Below are 19632 nucleotides of genomic sequence, written 5' to 3' on the forward strand. Positions count from 1 at the left end.
CCTACACTAAGTAAACTGATGTTAAGTTACAATTAATCACGCAATATTTGGCGATTAAGGCCTGTAGTCTGTGGTATGTATTTTGAGCTAAGGTTTAAAGTATTAATCATCTATAGTGATTAATTTATCACAAAAGTCGCCGTTTAAAAGTCGTCTTAATTTTTTACGATAGTGTGATTAAATCGCTTGTTTAATTTAATAATAACGCTGTTGATGGCGTATTATCATTTAATTTTCAAAAGGATATTTTATGAAATTTTCTACTTCTACATTGTTGGTGACATTACTACTAAGTTTTTGCTCTTTTACATTTGCTAATAATAGTTTGCCAACTCACCGGCATATCTCAGTTACCGGCACGGCTGAGTTAATGACAATGCCAGATATAGCCGTGCTACATTTAAATGTTGAAAGTGAACAAAAAACCAGTTTAGAGGCAAAAAAAGAAGTGGACCTGCGAGTGAATAATTTACTGGATGGTTTAGTCGATTTTGATATTAATGAAGATAATGTATCGGCGTCTAATATTTCAACAGAAATACGCCGCAGTTATAACCGTGGTGAGCAAGATACTATTGAAGGTTACATTGCTCGAAGAACACTAAAAGTAACGCTAAATAATATTGATAAACTAAACGCCTTTATGGACTTTGTACTCTCGGTAAAAATTAATGCGATTCGAAATATAGAGTTAACGTCGTCAAATCAGAAGCAATTACAGCAAGAAGTTAATGCACTTGCTGTTAGTAACGCTAAAAGCAAAGGTAAATCGTTAGCTAATGCTTTTGATGCGGAATTAGGCGCAATTTATAGTATTAATGCCAGTTCAAATCAAAGCTATCATAGATACGGTGCGAATAATGAAGGTTATAAAATGAGATCAAGTATGGCTGATAGCGCCGCAAAACCTGGCCGTTATCTTCAAGAAAATATTGTTTTTTCAGCAACCATTGATGTGGTCTTTGATCTTGAATTATAAAGTCATACTTCAGCAACAATAATATTATTGCTAACTCACATGGTACTAAGGGACCAAATATTAACAGGCCGAAATAAGTTAATCTTGAGCATAAATTTATATTACCAATATATAATAAGGAAACCTTATGCTTAACGAAAAAGTTGCCCTGATTACCGGCTCAACTAGCGGTATCGGCTTAGCTACGGCCCATGTGCTAGCCGCGCAGGGAATTAACTTGGTTTTACATGGCTTAATGTCAATTGATGAAGGTGAAGAATTAGCGGCTGAATTTTCTGCTCAATATGGTATTAAAGCCATTTTTGACGATGCCGATTTAATGAAAGTTGAAAGTATTGAGCGATTAATACAACACGCTATTGAGCAAATGGGCAGTGTTGATATTTTAATTAATAATGCTGGCATACAACACACTGAGTCGGCTGAAAATTTTCCGTTAGAAAAGTGGAATGCAATTCTAGCGATTAATTTGTCAGCCGCGTTTCATGCCATTCAATATGCTTTACCGAAAATGAAACATAACAATTGGGGCAGAATTATTAATGTTGCTTCCGTTCATGGTCTTGTGGGCTCAGTAAATAAGTCGGCATATTGTGCAGCAAAACATGGCTTAGTGGGCTTAACAAAGGTGCTAGCGTTAGAATGCGCAGAGCATGGTGTTACGGTAAATGCTATTTGTCCTGGCTGGGTTGATACGCCGCTAATAAACAATCAAATTTCAGCTATAGCTGAAAAACAAGACATTAGTTTTGATGATGCAAAATACAAACTGGTAACGGCAAAACAACCTTTACCTGAGATGATGGCACCAGAGCAAATAGGTGAATTTATTTTATTTCTTTGCAGTGAAAGCGCAAGAAGCATTACCGGATCTGCATTGCCTATGGATGGTGCCTGGACTGCACAATAGTTATTTTCTGAATGAGTTTTGACATTTTAAAAAGTAAAAAAAAGGGCTGTCTCGGTTAAATGAGGAGCCCATAGGAAGTTAGTAAAATAGGAAGTTAGTAAAATAGGACGTTAGTGGATTTGCTGCGGATATTTTTCAGCTAGCTTATATATTAGTTAAATGTACTGAATATATTGTCTTAAATAAGGCTGTTAAAGTTGTTCTTATTTAGCTTCAATAAACTTTTTAATCATCAAATAAGTTTGATGATATTGCTCAGGGACCAATTTAGAAAGCAGCATGTAAGCGTGAATTAATTCATCAAATTGATAATGCTCAACACTTACACCCGCTTGTTGAGCTTTGTCAGCATATAAGCAACCTTCATCTCGTAAGGGATCACAGCCTGCGGTTATCACTAAGGTTTTTGGCATTTTATGCGTAAACGCGCCCAGTAGTGGCGATGCATTTTTTATTAATGATGCTGTAGCTTCATTTGTCTCTAATTCTATATTATCAAGCTGAAAATATTGCTGAAAGTACCAACGTACTTTGTCGGCTTCTAGCAAAAAACCTTCGCCATTTTCGGTAATTGACGGACAGCTCATGGTGTAATCAACACTGGGGTAAAGCAATATCTGCTTATCAATACTTATTTTAGAGTTATTAATATTGTTAGCAACTAAGCTTGTACAAATTGCACCACCAGCGCTATCACCCGCAAGATAAAGTTGTTGGTTGAATTTATAACCTTGGAGTAGGTCTTGATAATTTTCCAAAAGGAACTGGCAGTCGTCTATTCCACAGGGATATGGATGCTCAGGAGCTAAGCGGTAATCAATACAAATAACAATTGCATTAGCCGCAATGGCTAGCTCGCGACTTATAGGGTCATACAATTCAATACTGCCACACATGTGGCCACCACCATGAAAATGTAATAAAACTGGTAAGGCTTTTTCTGGATTTGGATGATATATACGTACCGCCACACTATGATCTCCGGCTTTAATAAAAGTATTTTTTATTAAAGGCACTTCAGGGCCTGGGATCATATATGCGGTTAGATTTTCTAAGTTCTGCCTAATAATAGCCGGTTCAAATGCGGCACCACTTGCTTTTGCTTGTTCAATGCCTTGATTTACTTGCTTAAGTAATGGCTTTAAATTGTCTGAAACTATACCTCGCATGTTAACTCCCTGCTTGTAATTTTTCTTTCTTGCCAGATTCCGGTAAAAAGTAGCTACCAATAAATAGTGTTGAACTTAATACTGTGATCAAAATAAACGACCACGTAAAATCGCCTTGATGACTATCCACCAAACTACCGAATATCCACAAAATAAAGGTCGAAATTATATAACTGATTGAGTAAAACATACTAAAAATAATGGTAATACGCGGTAAGGTCATTTTCGGTAATTCGTGCGGAATTGACACTAAAGCGGTAACGGGTAAGAAAATAAAAAAGCCAAGCACCATGGCCGCAAACGTTTGTAACCAATAGAGTTCACTAAATGAAAATATCGCTGTGCTAATAATGACTACAAAGCCAGACCAACGAATAACCGGTATACGCAAAGGAACTTTCTTAGCATAAATAATACCGAATATTGTCCCTACAATACCAAAGCCAATAACCCACTTACTTTGTACAATGCCGGCCTTTGGGTAGAAAGTGAATAAACAAATGTAGAAGGCTAAAATGCCTGAATATGCTAGGCCGTAAATCCAATTAAAGCTGTCTTTTAGTCCTTCACGATAATGGTAAACCTCAGGAGTCTCATTAATATTTTGCGTAGGGGCATCAGGCTCTTCAAATTTTACGAATAACCAGAGCACAGCAACAAGTAAGCTCATAACAGAGAAAAGTGTTAAACTATTTTGCCACCCTCCGGTAAGGTCGTTAATGCTGCCCATTTGCCACAAGATTACGGCAGTACCAATGTTAAACGCTACCGCATTAATACCATTAATGGTCGAGCGCTCCTCAGCTTTAAAAAATTGTAAAACAATCGGGTTAAAATACACCACCATAAACGCACCACCAAGACCCATTAAAAAACGGCTTAACAGTAAGAGTTCATAATTGGGCGCGTAAGGCGTGAGTAGGCCAATGGTAATTAATAAACTTGAGACAAAAAAGGCATATTTAATGCCCAGTTTTATTGCTATCCAAGCAGCGATGAAAGTACCCACAATTTTCGCTATGGTCACTGCGCCACTAATAAAGCTTGCTGAAGCTAAACTGTGTACGTCGAGCGAAAGCATAATGCTTTGCATGCTAGCGGTGCCACCAACCCAAGCCATGGCAAATAATACATAACTAAAGAAAACAATAGCTTCGACTAAATATTTGTTAGTAATTTTCATCTATGATAACTTTTATACAAAACAACAATGAATAACTAGGTTACCTGAGGATGTTGGGGAAATAAGTACTACCTTAGTGCACTATAACTCACTAGCTTAAGTGATATGCTAGTTCTTGACATCTCTATGCTAGGCATAGCATCTTTAAATCAAAGGAATAAATTTGTTAGCTTGGCTATCTATTGACACATGGTTGATCACCATTCTTTCTATAGGCTATCTTTGCCTACTTTTTTTAGTTGCTTATAAAGGCCAAAATCAGTCACCTGAACAATGGCGTTGTAAACCTTGGGTTTATAGTTTTTCATTAGCGGTTAGTTGTACCTCGTGGGCCTTTTATGGCACGGTTGGGCAGGCTGCTACTACCGGAGCTTGGCTAGCACCAATTTATATTGGCACGATACTTTGCTTGGTTTTTGCCTGGCCTATGTTGATGAAAATGTTAAAAATCATCAAACGGCAAAACTTAACTTCTATTGCTGACTTTATTGCTTTTCGCTACGACCGCTCGCCTAAAATAGCCATTACCGTTGCATTAATCGCTTTAGTTGGCACCGTGCCTTATATTGCCTTGCAACTACGGGCAATTAGCACCAGTTTTGATTTACTTACCGGTACCTTCCAATCGGGCATTAGTACCGCCTTTGTCGTAACAATTGTGTTAATTGTTTTTAGTATATTTTTTGGTACACGCCAAATTGCTGCAAGCAAGCAAAATCAAGGCTTAGTGTTAGCGATTGCTTTTAGTTCAGTGGTAAAACTTATTGCCTTAACCGCGGTTGGGATTTTTGCGACATTTTTTGTTTTTGATGGCTTTGCAGATTTAGCAACGCAGCAACAACAAAACGAGCAATTATTTACCGATCACAATTCGGTTTATCTTTCAGTGGCGCAAGCTATTTTGGGCGCTATAACTATTTTTGTATTACCGCAGCAGTTTCATATGATGATGATCGAAAATCATCATCCGCAAGAATTAAAAACCGCACGTTGGTTATTTCCGGTTTACTTTATACTCATCAATATTTTTGTTTTACCCATTGCTATTGCCGGTCTAATTACCTTTCCGGGTGGTAGTGTAGACGCTGATACTTATGTGCTTACGCTGCCTTTGTTTTTTCAACAAGCATGGTTAGGTGTTTTGGTTTACATTGGTGGTTTAGCGGCAGCCACTAGCATGGTAATTGTCTCTGCAATCGTGTTATCGACTATGATTTCAACCGAAGTTATTACGCCGTTAACATTAAAATTTAAATACTTTAGTAAGGCAGGCGCACCGCAGTTTTCAGGCCTTTTGTTGAAACAACGCCGTTTTGCTATTACCGCTATTTTGTTATTTGCTTTTGCCTTCGAACGCAGTATAAATCAACAAAGCCACCTAGCCAGTATTGGCCTACTCTCGTTTGTTTTATTATCGCAATTTGCGCCCGCCATTATCGGCGCTTTATATTGGCGAAAAGCCAATGGTAAAGGGGCATTAACAGGGTTGATTGTTGGTAGCGTTATGTGGTTTTTTACTTTATTTTTACCCATAGTTGCGCCTAACTTAGCTTGGGTAGAAAACGGTATTTTCGGCGTTGCTTGGTTAAAGCCGACAGCGCTTTTGGGGATCGATTTTTTAGACTTAACTAGTCATGGTGTGTTTTATAGCTTAATCAGTAATATTGCCTGTTTTGTGCTTGTTTCTTTACTGACTCATCGTAGCCTTGGTGAAAAACTTCAAGCGGATATTTTTATCTCTAAAAGTCAGCGCAAACATGAACGTAACTTAAGTACGGAAGATCTTTACAGTTTGTTATTACGTTTTATCGACAAAAATGCTGCCGATGCCTTGCTGAAAATTGCAAAGTCGAATCAAGCAGCACAAAGTAATAACAATGTTGATGCTATTAACCTTATTGAATACACACGTTTGCAACTATCCGGTGTTTTAGGCTCCGCCTCAACACGTATGGTAATGAAGGCTGCATCAACCTCCGAAAAAATGCCACTTGAAGATGTTGTCAGTATTGTCGATGAAGCCAATGAAATGTTTCGATTTAACCGTGAGTTATTACAATCGGGCGTAGAAAACATTGAGCAGGGCATCAGTGTTGTTGATGCAGACATGAGGTTAGTGGCTTGGAATCAACGTTATATCGAATTACTTGATTACCCCGAAGGCTTTGTGCAAGCCGGTTTACCTGTTGAAACCTTGTTAAAGTTTAATATTTCAAGAGGCATTATTGCCGGCAATGCAAATAATGAGCAAATGATCGCTAAACGCATTGCGCATATGAAAAACGGCGATAGTCATCATTTTCAACGAAAAATGCCAAACGGTATTGTTTTAGAAATCAGTGGTCAGTCGATGCCCGCGGGTGGTTTTGTGAGCACTTTTTCTGATATTACTGCTCATATTGAAGCGGAGAAAGCGCTAAAAAAAGCCAACGAAAATTTGGAAAAGCGGGTTGAAAGTCGTACGCAAGAGTTACAAAAAGCAAAATCTGAAGCGGAAGCGGCTTATAGCAGCAAAAGTCGATTTTTAGCCGCAGCGAGTCATGATTTAATGCAGCCATTTAATGCCTTATCTTTATTTACATCTATGTTAAAAAATAAAGTACAAGGAGATGAGTTAACAGCGCTTGCAGAAAACATTGATGATTCGCTTAATGTCGTTGAAGCGTTATTGTCTGATTTAGTTGAGATCTCTCGTTTAGATAGCAGCTCTGAAAAAATAGATAAAAGCCACTTTGCCTTAGATGACTTACTTAGCCCGTTAAAAAATGAATTCTCAGTTTTATCAAAGCAGGCGAACATTCAGTTTTCTTATCAATTAAGTCAATGTGTTGTGCATTCCGATAAGCGCATGTTAAGAAGAGTGATCCAAAATTTCTTATCAAATGCCGTGCATTACTGTAATGATAAGCAAGGTAAGAAAGCCGGTATTAGAAATAGAATTTTACTCGGTATACGCAGAACCAAATCAATGATTCGAGTTGAGGTTTGGGATAACGGACCAGGTATTGCTTTAGCACAGCAAAAAGCCATATTTCGTGAATTTGAGCGCTTAGAGCAAAACCGTGAAATACCGGGCTTAGGTTTAGGTTTAGCTATTTCTGAGCGAATAGCAAAATTACTCGGTTTATCTATATCGGTTAAGTCGCAAGAGGGTAAAGGTACATGCTTTAGTATTGAAATACCAAGAGTTAACACGACTGAGGCGACGTTGTTAACTGCCAATGCAGCGAATAAGCGTAATATAAGTTCAGAGGTTAATTCAGAAATATCATCAACTAAGCCTTTTAATAATATTGTGGTTTTATTAATTGATAATGACGAATTAATGCTGACGGCGATGACTAAACAACTGATTGACTGGGGTTGCCAAGTATTAACAGCATACGATCAAGCGTCATGTCAGCAAAAGCTAACACAATCAGGCCTTAAGCCAGATATAATTATTGCCGATTATCATCTTGATTATGGCAATAATGGCGTTGAGTTAGTTGCTAACCTACTTGCAGTTAAAAACTGGCAATTACCGACCATAATTTGCTCTGCTGACCCATCTGAAAGTGTTAGGCAGCACACCAGCGATGCTCAATGTTTGTTTTTACGAAAACCTATTAAGTCGTTAGCTTTAAAACGTATAATGAAGCAAGTGCTGACTTAGCTTGAGTGTCTAACTATGCTGAGTATTCCACTCAACAAGAAAGCCATTAGTTACCGTTAAAAAGCGAGGTAACTTTTCAATGGGCATTGAATTTTTTTATTATGAGACATTTAAATGCTGTGAAGGACTTAGCATTAATTGCTGGTAAGCCAACCCTGCTAAGGTACGATTATTCACTTCTAACTTTAACAAAATAGCGGAAACGTGCTTCTTAACCGTTGTTTCTTTAATATCGAGATCATAAGCGATTTGCTTATTTAATTGCCCATCAGCTATTTGCGTTAATACGATGTATTGTTGCGGTGTAAGCTGGCTTAATTGTTTAGCTAGCTTTTGATGCGCTAAATCGGTTTGTTGGTCAGCATTAAACTCAATATGCGCGGGTAGCCAAATACCGCCATCTAATACCGTTTCAATAGCTTTTGCTATAGTGGCTAAATTTGCTGATTTTGGAATAAAGGCGGCAGCGCCAAAGTTAATCGCTTTTTGCATGGTTTCAGAGTTATCGTCTGATGACACCATGATCACAACAATATCAGGAAAATGGTTTTGCAATTGCGTTAAACCCGTAAAACCGTCGTTACCGGGCATATGCAAGTCTAGAAAAACAATTTCCAAACTGTCGTTTTCGTTAACGGCTTTTAGTAAGTCGTGAAAGTTATCTACCTCTAGGGTTTCATCATCTTCAATGCACTCTACAATTGCTTGCTTCAAAGCGGTACGAAATAAGGGATGATCGTCAGCGATAATTACTTTTGCTTGGGTCATTGCAGTAGCCTTTAAATGATTAAAATTATAAGAATGATTAACAATAGAAGAGCGGATAAAGTGAAATATTATCTCACATCAAGTCGAAAAATCAGTCTTATTTATCGATGTTTTATTATCAAAAAAAGAGCCGGTAAAAACCAGCTCTTTTTATTGTTTAAAAGTAACGCTTGTTTTAGAAGCTATAACCAATAGTTAATGAAATAGTTTCAGGGTCTCCGTAATAGCCAATCAAGGTTGTATCACCACCTAAGCCAGGAGCATAACTACCATCAGTACTTTGTGCTCCTAGGAAAGCGTAATTACCTACTAAATATTCCTCATCGGTAATATTCTTCCAATGTAGTGCTGCGGTCCAATCACCGTCATTGCTATACCAGTTAATACCAAAGTTAAGTAAGCCGTAACCATCTTGTGTTAGTAAGTTATCGGTAACGTTTAAGTCGTAATCACTGCGATAGTAGTAGTTACCATTTACAACAAAAGCACCTGCAGAGGTTTCAATATCATAAGCAAAGCCTAAGTTTGCCGTAGTTTCTGGCGTATTGGTAATAGTAAAGCTATCGCTAATATCTATTGGGTTACCCGCTTCATCAAATGATCTTACTTCATCAAAAGAAGAGTCGATTAAACCAATGCTGGCAAATAAGTTTAAGTTATCGGCTGCAGCGTATTCTATTTCTAGCTCTAAACCTGATGCGGTTGATTTACCAATGTTACCTAAGCGTTGGCTTAAAGCACTGTTGTCTTCTGAAGGTAAAACAGTCACAAATTGTCTGTCTTTGTGATCAAGATAGAAAGCGGTGGCATTAACCCTTAAGTTATCATTCCACTCACTTTTTACGCCAATTTCGAATGAATCAACAACTTCTGGATCTACTGCTGGCTCTGGACCTTCTGCTCTAGGGTTAAAAGTACCTGACTTAAAGCCTTGAGAGTAACTAGCAAAGAACATCATGTCGTTCGAGTATTGATACTCAACACCAACGCGTGGTGTAAAACGTGACCAGTCTTCTTTGTCATTTAACACTTCTGGAAATTCGGTCGAAGTTCGCACATAACCTGGTACCCAATCGCTTTCAGGGTACACGGTTTCAAATGCTAAACCATTATTCACCTTAGCTGTTTTTTCTTCTGTGGTATAACGTGCACCTAAAGTCATTGATAACTTTTCAGTAAGGTCGTATGAACCTTGGGCATAAACAGCATAGCTTTCGCTGTTGTTACAACCGCTAACCTCGCGAGTTAATCCTGGTAAACCTAAAGATTGACCAAAGTTTTCTAAAATAGCATCAAAAACGCCACACGATTCGCCATCAAAGTAATATAAACCTGAAACAAAGGTTAAATTGTCTGAGTCATAGTTAAGTTGAAACTCTTGGCTAAACTGTTCATCGTCATAAATCGCAGGAACATCAAAAATACGTTCTGCGGTATTATCAAAATCGATATTCGTTTTTGAGTAGTTTTCGCGGCTTGCTGTTACAGATTTAACTGACCAATTATCGTTGATAAAGTATTCAGCGGTTAAGCTAAAGCCTTCAGATTCAACACTATTCCAAGTCGGCATGCTGGTGTAAGAGTCATAAACGCTATCAGGTACTGGCGCATCTGTTATTATGCTTGGTAGTAAACGGTAACCGCCTTTAGCATTAGAATCGTCGGTTGTTTTGTCATAGTTAAAGCGGAAAAACAAATCGTCAGTCGGTTCAAATTCAATGGTAACTCGGCCAGCAAAAACATCTTTATTGTAGTTCTCTAAGTCTTGATTAGGTTGATCAGATTGTAAGAATTCACCGTAACCATCTCGGGTTAAGTTAGCTAAGGCAAAGCCGACATATAGTTTGTCGTCGATTACCGGGATTTTACCCGCTACTTTATAATCTTGGCGGCCATAGTTACCAAAGGTTGCTTTAAGGTCTAGCTCTACATCACCAGCCATTTTTTTTGTCACGTATTTAATTGCACCACCGATAGTGTTTTTACCGTATAAACTACCTTGTGGTCCACGTAGAACTTCGATGCGTTCAACGTCAAGAATATCTAATACCGCACCTTGTGGGCGCGCCATATAAACGTCATCAACATAAATACCAACACCGGGTTCATAACCCCATAATGGATCATCTTGACCTACGCCACGAATAAAAGCGGTTAATGTTGAGTTAGTACCACGACTTGCTTGTAAAGTTGTATTAGGCGAAAACTGTTGAACCTCAGACATGACACTGACGCCATTTTGAGCTAATTGCTCGGCACCAACAGAGGTTACAGAAACTGGTACTGACTGCAAACTTTCTAAAGATTTACGCGCTGTTACTTCAATACGCTCTAACGTTGGATCATTTTTTATTTGTTCATCGGTTTCTGCAGCCATAATGCTTTGGCTAGTTAATGCTGTAGAAATTGTTATGGCTAAAATACTTAACCTAGTATTAAAACGTTTCATGGTATTTCCCCGTATTTTTTAATCTTATAAACCGCTAGTTCCAGCACTTTATTGTTTTTTTATTAGTGTGGATAAAACTCTATAGTAAATTTGAAAAAAGTTAATTTGTACTATAGTAGTATGCTGCGATTTTTTGTTTTAACTTATTGTAAATAAAGAATATAAATTTAATTTTAATTGTTTTTACATGTTATTTGTTACTGATATTTTCCTAAAGTTAAATTTTCCATGCATCAAGTAAGTACTTTATGGTGCTAATAGAAGTGCTGAGCACAAATGGCGCTTCACTGCCTCCGTCGGTTTGTTCTGGCGCTACAGCTATACCGTGCCCCATGTTTTCAATTTCTATGAGCTCAACATTGATATTTTTGTTTTTTCCATGCCATTGGCTTACTTGATAGCCTTGATATTTTGAAATCTTAGCTCGCGGCGTTGACTCCGTTAGTTGTGCCCAATGTATGGCTAATTGTTGTGAATTTTTAGGATTTACTACTGCATCATTTAAACCGGTAAATATCGACAATGCCGGCCACTTTGGCTGTACTGTATTTAGCTGTTTTACTAAAGCAGTTAATTGTTCCGCCGTTTGTGAAGGGCCGCTGCGCATGCAAGCAATAGCGGTAATTAAATTATCTGCGCAAGGATATGGCAAACCAGCAACAATAGCACCTGCGGTGAATAACTCAGGATAATTTACCACCATAGAGCTTGCCATAGCGCCACCAGCCGATAAACCTATGATATAAATATTGCTAAACGCTTGCTCGGCGTTAACTGTGTTAATCATATTTTTTATAGACAGGCTTTCACCTTGATTTTTGTCAATGTCTTGGGTGGAAAACCAATTAAAACAGCCTTTAATGTTATTATCCTGACTTTGCTGTGGAATGAGTAATGAAAACTTTTTTTTCTGCGCTAGCGCCATTAATCCACTTTGCTCTGCAAGGCGTTCACCTTGTTGCACACAACCATGGAGTAACACAATTAAAGTCTTACTGTTTATATCTCCCTGATAGTAGCTAGCACTTAACTCGCCTGGGTTATTGCCAAACTCAGTAAGTGCTGGAGTTTTTGCAAAGATAGCGTTAGTAAAAAAAAATGTTGTAGTGACAATAATCATCGATAGACATTTATACATGATAATTTTCCAAAGTTAAAAGCTATAAATCGGGTGTTATATATTAAGGTAAAAAGAGGCAGCCTCAGCTTATCAGCATGACGTATAATATAAAGGTTTAGAATGCTACTTTAGTTCCACAGTGGTTATGAAGTTCTCGTTAAATGTTTACTTTTAAAGGATTATTTTGAGCATAAAATGAATGGTTTTATTCTCAGCAGCCAAACGTTAACTTGTGAGCGCAATAGAACATTTAGAGAGCATTTAGTTTAAAGGAAGAAGGGAAGTTAGCATGCATGTTAGCCTATTAGCGCAGCGATTATTTTTTCTCAAACCATTATTAAATTTAAGCTTTGTCATAGGCATCATGACTATAGTTATTTTGTTTATTAACGGTTCAATAGAAAGTCAAAATACTTATGCCGTACCCTGTCTATTATTTGCGACTTGGAGTTTGTTATTTAGTGCCATAATCGGGTTGCTGGTGCAAAAAACCAATACCAGTAAAGTAAATAAAGGTTGGTTTAGTAGTATAAAAAGCAAGCTGGTTAACCTTATGTTCTTTTCAATGATTATCGCTTTTATTGCTATCAGTTTAGCGCTGCTATACGCGACCATTAAAATACTGAGTTTATAAAATATCGTTTTAAAATAGGTAATGTTGTTAATAAATATGTTGTTAATAAATATGTTGTACCTATACAACGAATAGATATAGCAGATTAATGGTTATTCATTTTAAGTTGTTGTTATAAAATATTAAGTATCTATTTTGTGGTTAGCTTTTCATGCATTTATTAAACGATTCTTGAAAGGCTGAACAGCTTTGATTTAAAAGTTTTTTTTACCTATTTAGCATATAAACTAAAAAAAGGGGTTTTTACAACACTAGGTAAATGATGGCTGTTTAGTATACTATCGGGTCAAATGAGTAAATTATTCCTTCATTAAAAGAGCAATAAAATGGAAAATGAACAACACCTAGCCTTACTTGGGGCTATTGCCCAGGGTGACAAAAAGGCGTTTTCAGAGCTGTATCAATCAACCAGTCAACAGCTTTATGCCGTGAGTTTGAAAATGCTAACGCGTAAAGAATTAGCCGAAGAAGCACTTCAAGAAGCCTATGTACGTATTTGGCATAATGCCTCTGAATATCGCCAAGGTAAGGGCAGTGTGCTTACTTGGATGATAAGTATTGTACGGTATCGTGCATTAGATGTTCTTCGCTATAACAAAGTAAGAAAAGAAAGTGAGTTTGATGAAAGTAATAATTTTGATATCGAAACCATTGAGCAAGTTAGCGATGCTGAGCAATTGTTGTTAGATAAATGCTTACAACAGCTCGATACTCAACAGCGCCAAGCAATATACCTTGCTTACTTTAATGGCTGTTCTCATAAAGAGGTGGTTAAACACTTAAATAATCCGTTGGGCACCATTAAAAGTTGGATCAGACGCGGACTTATGAGCTTACAAAGTTGTTTAACATCATGAATTATCAATCCGAAAACCTCAAAAACTCACTAGCAGCAGAATATGTTCTTGGTACTTTGCGTGGTCCTGCTCGTCAACGCTTTCAAAAGCTAATGATGCAACACTCAGCTTTCAGCGAGGCAACTTCAACATGGGAGCAACACTTAAATACTTTAGGCCAAAAACTACCACCGGTAACACCGGATAGTTCTGTTTGGCTGCGAATAGAGCAACAATTAGGCTTTACTGACGCGCCAGTTCAAAATAACCAGCCAATAAAAACAAGCGAACAAACCGTCAGTAAAGTTGTACCAATCACCAAAGCTAGATCTAGAGTGTGGCAAAGTATTGCAGGATTAGCTTCAGCTGCCGCATTAGTTCTTGCTGTACTTTTAGTTAACCTTGATACAAGCGTTCCAGACACCAAGCAACTTGCTTTGGTAAATAATGAACAAACGCAATTATTATGGGCATTAGAAATAAGTGCAGATACTATTAGTGTTCAGGCAACTAAAAGCTTAGTAGCACAAGCCAATGCTGATTATGAATTGTGGATAGTCGCAGCCGATGGCAGAGCACCAATTTCGTTAGGGCTACTGCCTAAAACAGGTAAGTTAAGCTTAAGTAAGCCAGCAATATTTGACCAAATTGAAATTGCTGCGTTAGCGGTTAGTATAGAGCCACTAGGCGGTTCACCAAATGGTTCACCCACAACGGTATTATATACTTCTAAGCTTGTCACGCTTTCGTAATGCTTAGGTAACACCTAAATAGAGCGGTTTAACAGTAAATGCCAAAAGCGAAACATTTGTTTCGCTTTTTTTATGGCTAGAAATAATATCAAGTTGATTAATTACCTACTCATTTTGCCTGTTTAACATGAATACCTACTGCGCTATTAAGCTCTTTTTTACAGATTCAGTCCTAGATTATTTCATTAATCTACTTGCTATAACCATGCTATTTAATATTTATAACGACACTTTTCGAGATGAATGTTTAGGGTAAAATAATATTAAATTTAAAATATTTTTTATAAGTATTAGTTAACAAAGACTTAGATGAAATAATGGAAGGAAAATATAATTATTTGAAAAATATATTCATTTTTTTGAATCCAAAAGTGAATTTCAGACGTTTAACTTTATGAGCTTTCAAGAAAGTAACCACTAAGAAGTATAAAATTAAAAAGGAAACGTCATGAAAAAATTTAAAATAACGCTGATTACCTCGGTAATCATGAGTGCTACCTTGTCTCAAGCTGTTTCAGCATCGAGTCATCGTGAAGCACCTAATCTTACGCGTATGCCTACAGTAGATTCCACAGATTTTTACGCATTCAATAGTTACGAAGAAGGTCGCGGTGATTACGTCACATTAATTGCAAACTATATTCCCCTACAAGACGCTTATGGTGGACCTAACTACTTTGCTATGGATCCGGCAGCATCTTATGATATTCATATTGATAACGATGGTGATGCTGTTGAAGATATTACTTTTAGCTTTAACTTCAGCCAAATGTTAGGTAACAATAATGCCGGTATAGCCTTAATGGTTGGCCCTGAAGGTGAACAAAAGTCGGTTGGTGTGCCACTTAAAAACGTAGGTGGCATTAGTATGGCAGACCAAGCTGCAGCCAACTTCTCTGAAAGCTATACCGTTAAAATGACTTCCGGCCCAATGGCAACTGGCACTAGCGTAAGTGTTACAAATACTACCTCTGGTGGCGCGAGCTTTGCTAAACCTTTAGATTACATTGGTAATAAAACATTCAGTAGTGCACAGCAGTACATGGCTTATGCGAATAGTCATATCTATTCAGCGGCTATTCCGGGTTGTGACGCTCCTGCCAAAGTTTTTGTTGGTCAACGCAAAGATGCTTTTACTGTTAACTTAGGTCGCGTATTTGATTTAGTAAATTTTGTGCCTGTTGAAGGTGATAGTGCTCCAGGTGCGGGTGATGCTGCTGGTTTTCCTGGCGGTATTACACAATCAGCAATGAATGATGACTTAGCTGACAAAAATGTTACTAGTATTGCCATTGAAGTACCTACTGCTTGTTTAACGGGCGATGGTAATGGTGTAATTGGTAGCTGGACTTCAGCAAGTTTACCGCAAGCGAGAATTTTAAACCCAAATGCTAGCTTCGATAAAACTGAAGTAAACGGTGGAGCAATGACACAAGTTTCGCGTCTTGGTTCTCCATTGGTTAATGAGTTAGTTATTGGTATTGCCGATAAAGATAAGTTTTCTACGTCGCACCCAAGTAATGATGGCCAGTTTGCTGATTATGTAACACACCCAACCTTGCCTGAGTTGCTAAATATCTTATTTAAAGATGCGGTTAATACCACACTTAATGCCAATATCGAAACACTTGCACCAACTAACTTTCCGCGTGTTGATTTAGTTACAGCATTTTTAACCGGCTTTCCTGGCGTGAATCAAATGTCGACTGTAACTGCTTCTGAAATGTTACGTTTAAATACTGGAATCGCAGCCGTTTCTGCTGATATGCAGTCATCGTTTGGTGTTGCGGGTGATGACTTAGCCGGCTTCCCAAATGGTCGTCGTCCAGGTGATGATGTGGTAGATATTGCGCTTCGTGTAGTAATGGGACGTTTATGTTATCCAATTCCAGTTAACGGCACCGATACTGATTTAGGCTTGTGTGCGCCTGAAGATGCAAGCGTTGGTAACGTACCATTTACAGATGGAGCCCCAAGTAATGCTTCTATGATAGGAACAAGTTTTCCTTACTTAGCCATGCCATTACCTGGTTCTGAATAAGGATCACTATGATGAATTATAGTAAACACAATACGGCATTGAACACTAATGCACGTCGTCCACTTAAATTATTGAGCTTAAGCTTGGGGGCAATAATAGTGCTTGCCGGCTGTAACAATGATGATAAAGCTGAAACACCTAATACAGCGCCCACTACAATAACGGTTGATCTGATCACGCAAACAGAAACATCTATTACTGATTTGTTAAGTGCTGATGATGCTGATGGCGATATTTTGACCTTTAGTTTAGATCAACAAGCGATGTTAGGGGTTGTAACCATTGCTGAAAATGGTGGTTTTATTTACCAGCCTAATGACGAAGTTACTGGTAGTGACAGTTTTACTTTTGCAGTAACCGATGGCGTAAATACACCGGTTACTGGCACCGTTAATATTACCATTGAAGCGCTAGTAGTATCTTTTGATACATCGAGTCGTGCAGCTTTTAATCAGCAGCCAACAGATAAACCACTATCGACAAATGGTCGAGTGTTTATTCAAGATGTTGAAGATCCAACAGCTTACGACGACATACTCTCTCAGTAATATCGAGCTTGACTGCGCCAAGGAAGGCGCCCTTTTATGGATGAAAATATGCCAATGCAAATGTTTACCAATTACACCATTAAAACGCAGAAAACCAACCTTAAAAGTAAGTTAAGAAGTTGTGGAATAATTCGCTTTAAAAACGTATTTATCTTGGCTTTTTTATTTATTACGTCTCCAGTATTTTCCGAAAGTTATATTCCTAAATCAGAACAAAGTATTGTTGCTAAATGGACAGTGCCTAAACCGGCAAAGCAACCGAAAGTTTTTATCGCTCAACTCATTAAAGATGCCAGTAAACCAGGCTTAGCGAGTCGATATTATGGTCGAGCAAGTGCACTAATTAAGCCTTTGCTAGCTGCAAGCCCTAATGATGTAGAACTACAGTTTTATTCAGCAACAGTACTTCAGCATTATCATCAATTTGACCAAGCGCAGCAGTTGCTTACTCAAATACTACAACAACAGCCAAGTCATATCAGCGCTTGGCTAATGAAAGCCAATATTCACATGGTACAAGGCGATTTAGCCGCAGCGAGAAAAGCCTGTGTGCAAGCATTAGGTCAAGGCGGCCTTTTTGTCAGTACAGTTTGTGTATTAGAAGTTAATGCGGAGCAAGGTCAGGTTGAGCAGAGTTACCAGCAGTTAAAACATGTTGTTAGTGTTGCAGGCGATATTCCACATGAAGAGAATATCTGGCTTAAGCAAATCTTGGCTGATTTAGCGCAGCGACAACAGTTGACGCAACAGGCAAACGCGCATTTAGCCGGTTATCCGTTAACAGAAATGCCAGTAAGTTATTTAGCTTTATGGGCCGATATTCAGTTGTCTGAACAACAAAACAATTCGGTATTAAATACCCTTGGCCCTATAGTTTTAAACAGTGACAGTTTTGATGATGCTTTATTGTTACGACTCGCTTTAGCAGAAAAAAATATTAATCTCAGTGGTAACTCGATAAACACTATTTGGAAAAATAGATTAAAGCAACGAATCGACATACGTTTAAAGCGCAACGACACCGCACACGCAGCAGACATTGCTCGTTATTACTTAGATATTAAGCCGGATCAAAGTAAAGCGCTTTACTGGGCAGAAATTAATTGGCAACAAGCGAAATTACACACTGATAAGCGTATTCTTGAACGGGCAAAAACAGCGCAAAAATCGAGCAATATTTAATAACGGCAAACACCATAAACATGTTAACAGTTAAAATTAGGATAGTGAGTAAACTATGTCGAAGTGGTTAAAAATAAGCTTAGTGCTAGTATCGTTTTTATTGAGCCATGTCGTTGCCGCTCATCAATTAAGTACCAGTTACATTATTGCGAAAATGGACGATACCGGCCGCATTAATGGCCAATGGCAATTAAGCTTAACCGATTTGGAATTAGCGGTAGGTTTAGACCTAAATGCCAATGGCGAGTTAACATGGGGAGAAGTTAAAGGTAGTCAAACTAACATTGCTAGTTACTTAGCAGAGCATTTAAAACTTAGTCGCGATAACCTTTCATGTAACCTCAGTTTTGGGGTGGTAGAGCGCTTGCAAGATCATGCCAACGAAGCTTTTGCAGTTACCGATTTTTCAGGGCAATGCGCCATTAGTGGCCCACTAAATGTTAAATACAGTGCGATATTCGCATTAGATAGTAGCCATGAAGTTATCCTTAATGTTGGCGATGCCAGTAATTCACACAGTTTTGTTTTAGACGATACCACTCGAGAAATAAGCCTAGATATAAAAGCGGGTAGTTGGCAAACCACTTTCACTCAATTCGTTTATCAAGGCATGATTCATATTTGGATAGGAATAGATCATATTCTTTTCCTACTCGCATTATTATTGCCGGCAGTATTGCACCGAAAAAATAATCAGTGGCAAGCCATTGAAAGTGTTAAACCTATTTTAACGCATACGGTTTGGATTATTAGCGCGTTCACACTAGCACACTCGCTAACGTTAACAGCTACGGCATTAGGTTGGTTAACGCCAAGCAGTCGTTGGGTAGAGCTTGGCATTGCGGTTTCGGTATTGTTTGCGGCAATAAATAATATAAAGCCTGTTGTTTTAAAGTTAGCTTGGTTAACTTTCGCCTTTGGTTTATTGCACGGTATGGGGTTTGCTGGAGTATTAGGTGAACTAGGTTTACCGGCTGATCAACAACTGTTAAGCATTTTAGCCTTTAATTTAGGAGTTGAAATAGGGCAACTAGCGATATTGGTAATTTTGCTACCGATTTTGATCTTACTGCGTAACAACAAAGTTTATAGTAAAGCTATTATGCGTGCTGGCTCTTTATTAATAGCCTTTATGGCAATTCAATGGATTATAGAACGTTGGTAACTTTCTAATGCTAGCGGGCAGTTAAACACGATATAACGAGAATAGCGAGATAAGTACTACATAAGTAAAACACGATTTTGCACGGCAATAAGTGCAGAAAACAACATAATATGCGCTCGGTTATTAGGGCTAACAATCAGCATAAATAGCATTGCAGAGCATTTAAAAAGAATTAAACAATGAGTCTGCTTGGTCTAAAATTGAATATTGAACGACAAGCGTATTAATTAAAAAAGCCCTA

Annotated in this window: 15 protein-coding genes; 10 read left to right on the forward strand and 5 right to left on the reverse strand. The window is 38.0% G+C overall.

The genetic code is table 11. From position 1 onward, the window contains the following. Positions 1–250 precede the first annotated feature (250 nt). Complete coding sequence (locus tag B6A32_RS18555) at positions 251–979, forward strand: SIMPL domain-containing protein (protein ID WP_085306415.1); 729 nt, start codon at positions 251–253, stop codon at positions 977–979. A gap of 127 nt (positions 980–1106) precedes the next feature. Continuing rightward, complete coding sequence (locus B6A32_RS18560; protein ID WP_085306416.1) at positions 1107–1889, forward strand: 3-hydroxybutyrate dehydrogenase; 783 nt, start codon at positions 1107–1109, stop codon at positions 1887–1889. 203 nt (positions 1890–2092) lie between these two features. Here the strand turns inward: B6A32_RS18560 and B6A32_RS18565 are convergent, their stop codons facing one another. Beyond that, positions 2093–3058, reverse strand: a complete 966-nt coding sequence (locus B6A32_RS18565) for an alpha/beta hydrolase (protein ID WP_085306417.1) — start codon at positions 3056–3058, stop codon at positions 2093–2095. A 1-nt stretch (position 3059) separates the two neighbouring features. Beyond that, a complete protein-coding gene (locus B6A32_RS18570) occupies positions 3060–4241 on the reverse strand; it encodes an MFS transporter (RefSeq protein ID WP_085306418.1) in 1182 nt (393 codons plus the stop codon). A gap of 163 nt (positions 4242–4404) precedes the next feature. Here B6A32_RS18570 and B6A32_RS18575 point away from each other — a divergent pair, with 163 nt between their 5' ends. Continuing rightward, positions 4405–7896 (forward strand): hybrid sensor histidine kinase/response regulator, encoded by a 3492-nt coding sequence (locus B6A32_RS18575; RefSeq protein ID WP_085306419.1) that lies wholly within the window; start codon positions 4405–4407, stop codon positions 7894–7896. 99 nt (positions 7897–7995) lie between these two features. On the opposite strand, the gene B6A32_RS18580 is transcribed toward B6A32_RS18575, so the two are convergent. The 3 genes from B6A32_RS18580 to B6A32_RS18590 form a co-directional block, all read right to left on the reverse strand. Next, a complete protein-coding gene (locus B6A32_RS18580; protein WP_085306420.1) occupies positions 7996–8664 on the reverse strand; it encodes a response regulator transcription factor in 669 nt (222 codons plus the stop codon). Between the two features lie 175 nt (positions 8665–8839). Further along, a complete protein-coding gene (locus B6A32_RS18585) occupies positions 8840–11113 on the reverse strand; it encodes a TonB-dependent receptor (RefSeq protein ID WP_085306421.1) in 2274 nt (757 codons plus the stop codon). A gap of 217 nt (positions 11114–11330) precedes the next feature. Continuing rightward, on the reverse strand, positions 11331–12251 hold the full coding sequence (locus tag B6A32_RS18590; protein WP_233131474.1) for an extracellular catalytic domain type 1 short-chain-length polyhydroxyalkanoate depolymerase: 921 nt from the start codon (positions 12249–12251) through the stop codon (positions 11331–11333). Between the two features lie 271 nt (positions 12252–12522). Between B6A32_RS18590 and B6A32_RS18595 the strand changes: the two genes are divergently transcribed. The 7 genes from B6A32_RS18595 (at position 12523) to B6A32_RS18625 (ending at position 19391) form a co-directional block, all read left to right on the forward strand. Beyond that, positions 12523–12867, forward strand: coding sequence for a hypothetical protein (locus B6A32_RS18595; RefSeq protein ID WP_085306423.1), 345 nt, complete (start codon positions 12523–12525; stop codon positions 12865–12867). 326 nt (positions 12868–13193) lie between these two features. After that, entirely contained in the window at positions 13194–13724 is a 531-nt protein-coding gene (locus tag B6A32_RS18600; RefSeq protein WP_085306424.1) for a sigma-70 family RNA polymerase sigma factor, read from the forward strand. Beyond that, on the forward strand, positions 13721–14455 hold the full coding sequence (locus B6A32_RS18605; RefSeq protein ID WP_085306425.1) for an anti-sigma factor: 735 nt from the start codon (positions 13721–13723) through the stop codon (positions 14453–14455). The genes B6A32_RS18600 and B6A32_RS18605 overlap by 4 nt, the downstream gene beginning before the upstream one ends. A 448-nt stretch (positions 14456–14903) precedes the next feature. Next, positions 14904–16496: a DUF4331 domain-containing protein gene (locus B6A32_RS18610; RefSeq protein ID WP_085306426.1), complete on the forward strand. Its 1593-nt coding sequence runs from the start codon at positions 14904–14906 to the stop codon at positions 16494–16496. An 11-nt stretch (positions 16497–16507) separates the two neighbouring features. Then, positions 16508–17044 (forward strand): Ig-like domain-containing protein, encoded by a 537-nt coding sequence (locus B6A32_RS18615; protein WP_085306427.1) that lies wholly within the window; start codon positions 16508–16510, stop codon positions 17042–17044. Between the two features lie 36 nt (positions 17045–17080). Beyond that, positions 17081–18226, forward strand: coding sequence for a tetratricopeptide repeat protein (locus B6A32_RS18620; RefSeq protein WP_233131475.1), 1146 nt, complete (start codon positions 17081–17083; stop codon positions 18224–18226). Between the two features lie 55 nt (positions 18227–18281). After that, positions 18282–19391 carry a HupE/UreJ family protein gene (locus B6A32_RS18625; RefSeq protein WP_085306428.1) on the forward strand — a complete coding sequence of 370 codons (1110 nt, stop codon included), beginning with the start codon at positions 18282–18284 and terminating at the stop codon, positions 19389–19391. Positions 19392–19632 lie beyond the last annotated feature (241 nt).

The sequence above is a fragment of the Colwellia polaris genome (genome assembly GCF_002104515.1).
GTDB lineage: Bacteria > Pseudomonadota > Gammaproteobacteria > Enterobacterales > Alteromonadaceae > Cognaticolwellia > Cognaticolwellia polaris.

Excerpts from the sequence above, each read along its gene's own strand:
- B6A32_RS18555 (WP_085306415.1), top strand. The coding sequence starts at position 251 with ATGAAATTTTCTACTTCTACATTGTTGGTGACATTACTACTAAGTTTT.
- B6A32_RS18560 (WP_085306416.1), top strand. The coding sequence starts at position 1,107 with ATGCTTAACGAAAAAGTTGCCCTGATTACCGGCTCAACTAGCGGTATC.
- B6A32_RS18565 (WP_085306417.1), bottom strand. The coding sequence starts at position 3,058 with ATGCGAGGTATAGTTTCAGACAATTTAAAGCCATTACTTAAGCAAGTA.
- B6A32_RS18570 (WP_085306418.1), bottom strand. The coding sequence starts at position 4,241 with ATGAAAATTACTAACAAATATTTAGTCGAAGCTATTGTTTTCTTTAGT.
- B6A32_RS18580 (WP_085306420.1), bottom strand. The coding sequence starts at position 8,664 with ATGACCCAAGCAAAAGTAATTATCGCTGACGATCATCCCTTATTTCGT.
- B6A32_RS18585 (WP_085306421.1), bottom strand. The coding sequence starts at position 11,113 with ATGAAACGTTTTAATACTAGGTTAAGTATTTTAGCCATAACAATTTCT.
- B6A32_RS18590 (WP_233131474.1), bottom strand. The coding sequence starts at position 12,251 with ATGTATAAATGTCTATCGATGATTATTGTCACTACAACATTTTTTTTT.
- B6A32_RS18595 (WP_085306423.1), top strand. The coding sequence starts at position 12,523 with ATGCATGTTAGCCTATTAGCGCAGCGATTATTTTTTCTCAAACCATTA.
- B6A32_RS18600 (WP_085306424.1), top strand. The coding sequence starts at position 13,194 with ATGGAAAATGAACAACACCTAGCCTTACTTGGGGCTATTGCCCAGGGT.
- B6A32_RS18605 (WP_085306425.1), top strand. The coding sequence starts at position 13,721 with ATGAATTATCAATCCGAAAACCTCAAAAACTCACTAGCAGCAGAATAT.
- B6A32_RS18610 (WP_085306426.1), top strand. The coding sequence starts at position 14,904 with ATGAAAAAATTTAAAATAACGCTGATTACCTCGGTAATCATGAGTGCT.
- B6A32_RS18615 (WP_085306427.1), top strand. The coding sequence starts at position 16,508 with ATGAATTATAGTAAACACAATACGGCATTGAACACTAATGCACGTCGT.
- B6A32_RS18620 (WP_233131475.1), top strand. The coding sequence starts at position 17,081 with ATGGATGAAAATATGCCAATGCAAATGTTTACCAATTACACCATTAAA.
- B6A32_RS18625 (WP_085306428.1), top strand. The coding sequence starts at position 18,282 with ATGTCGAAGTGGTTAAAAATAAGCTTAGTGCTAGTATCGTTTTTATTG.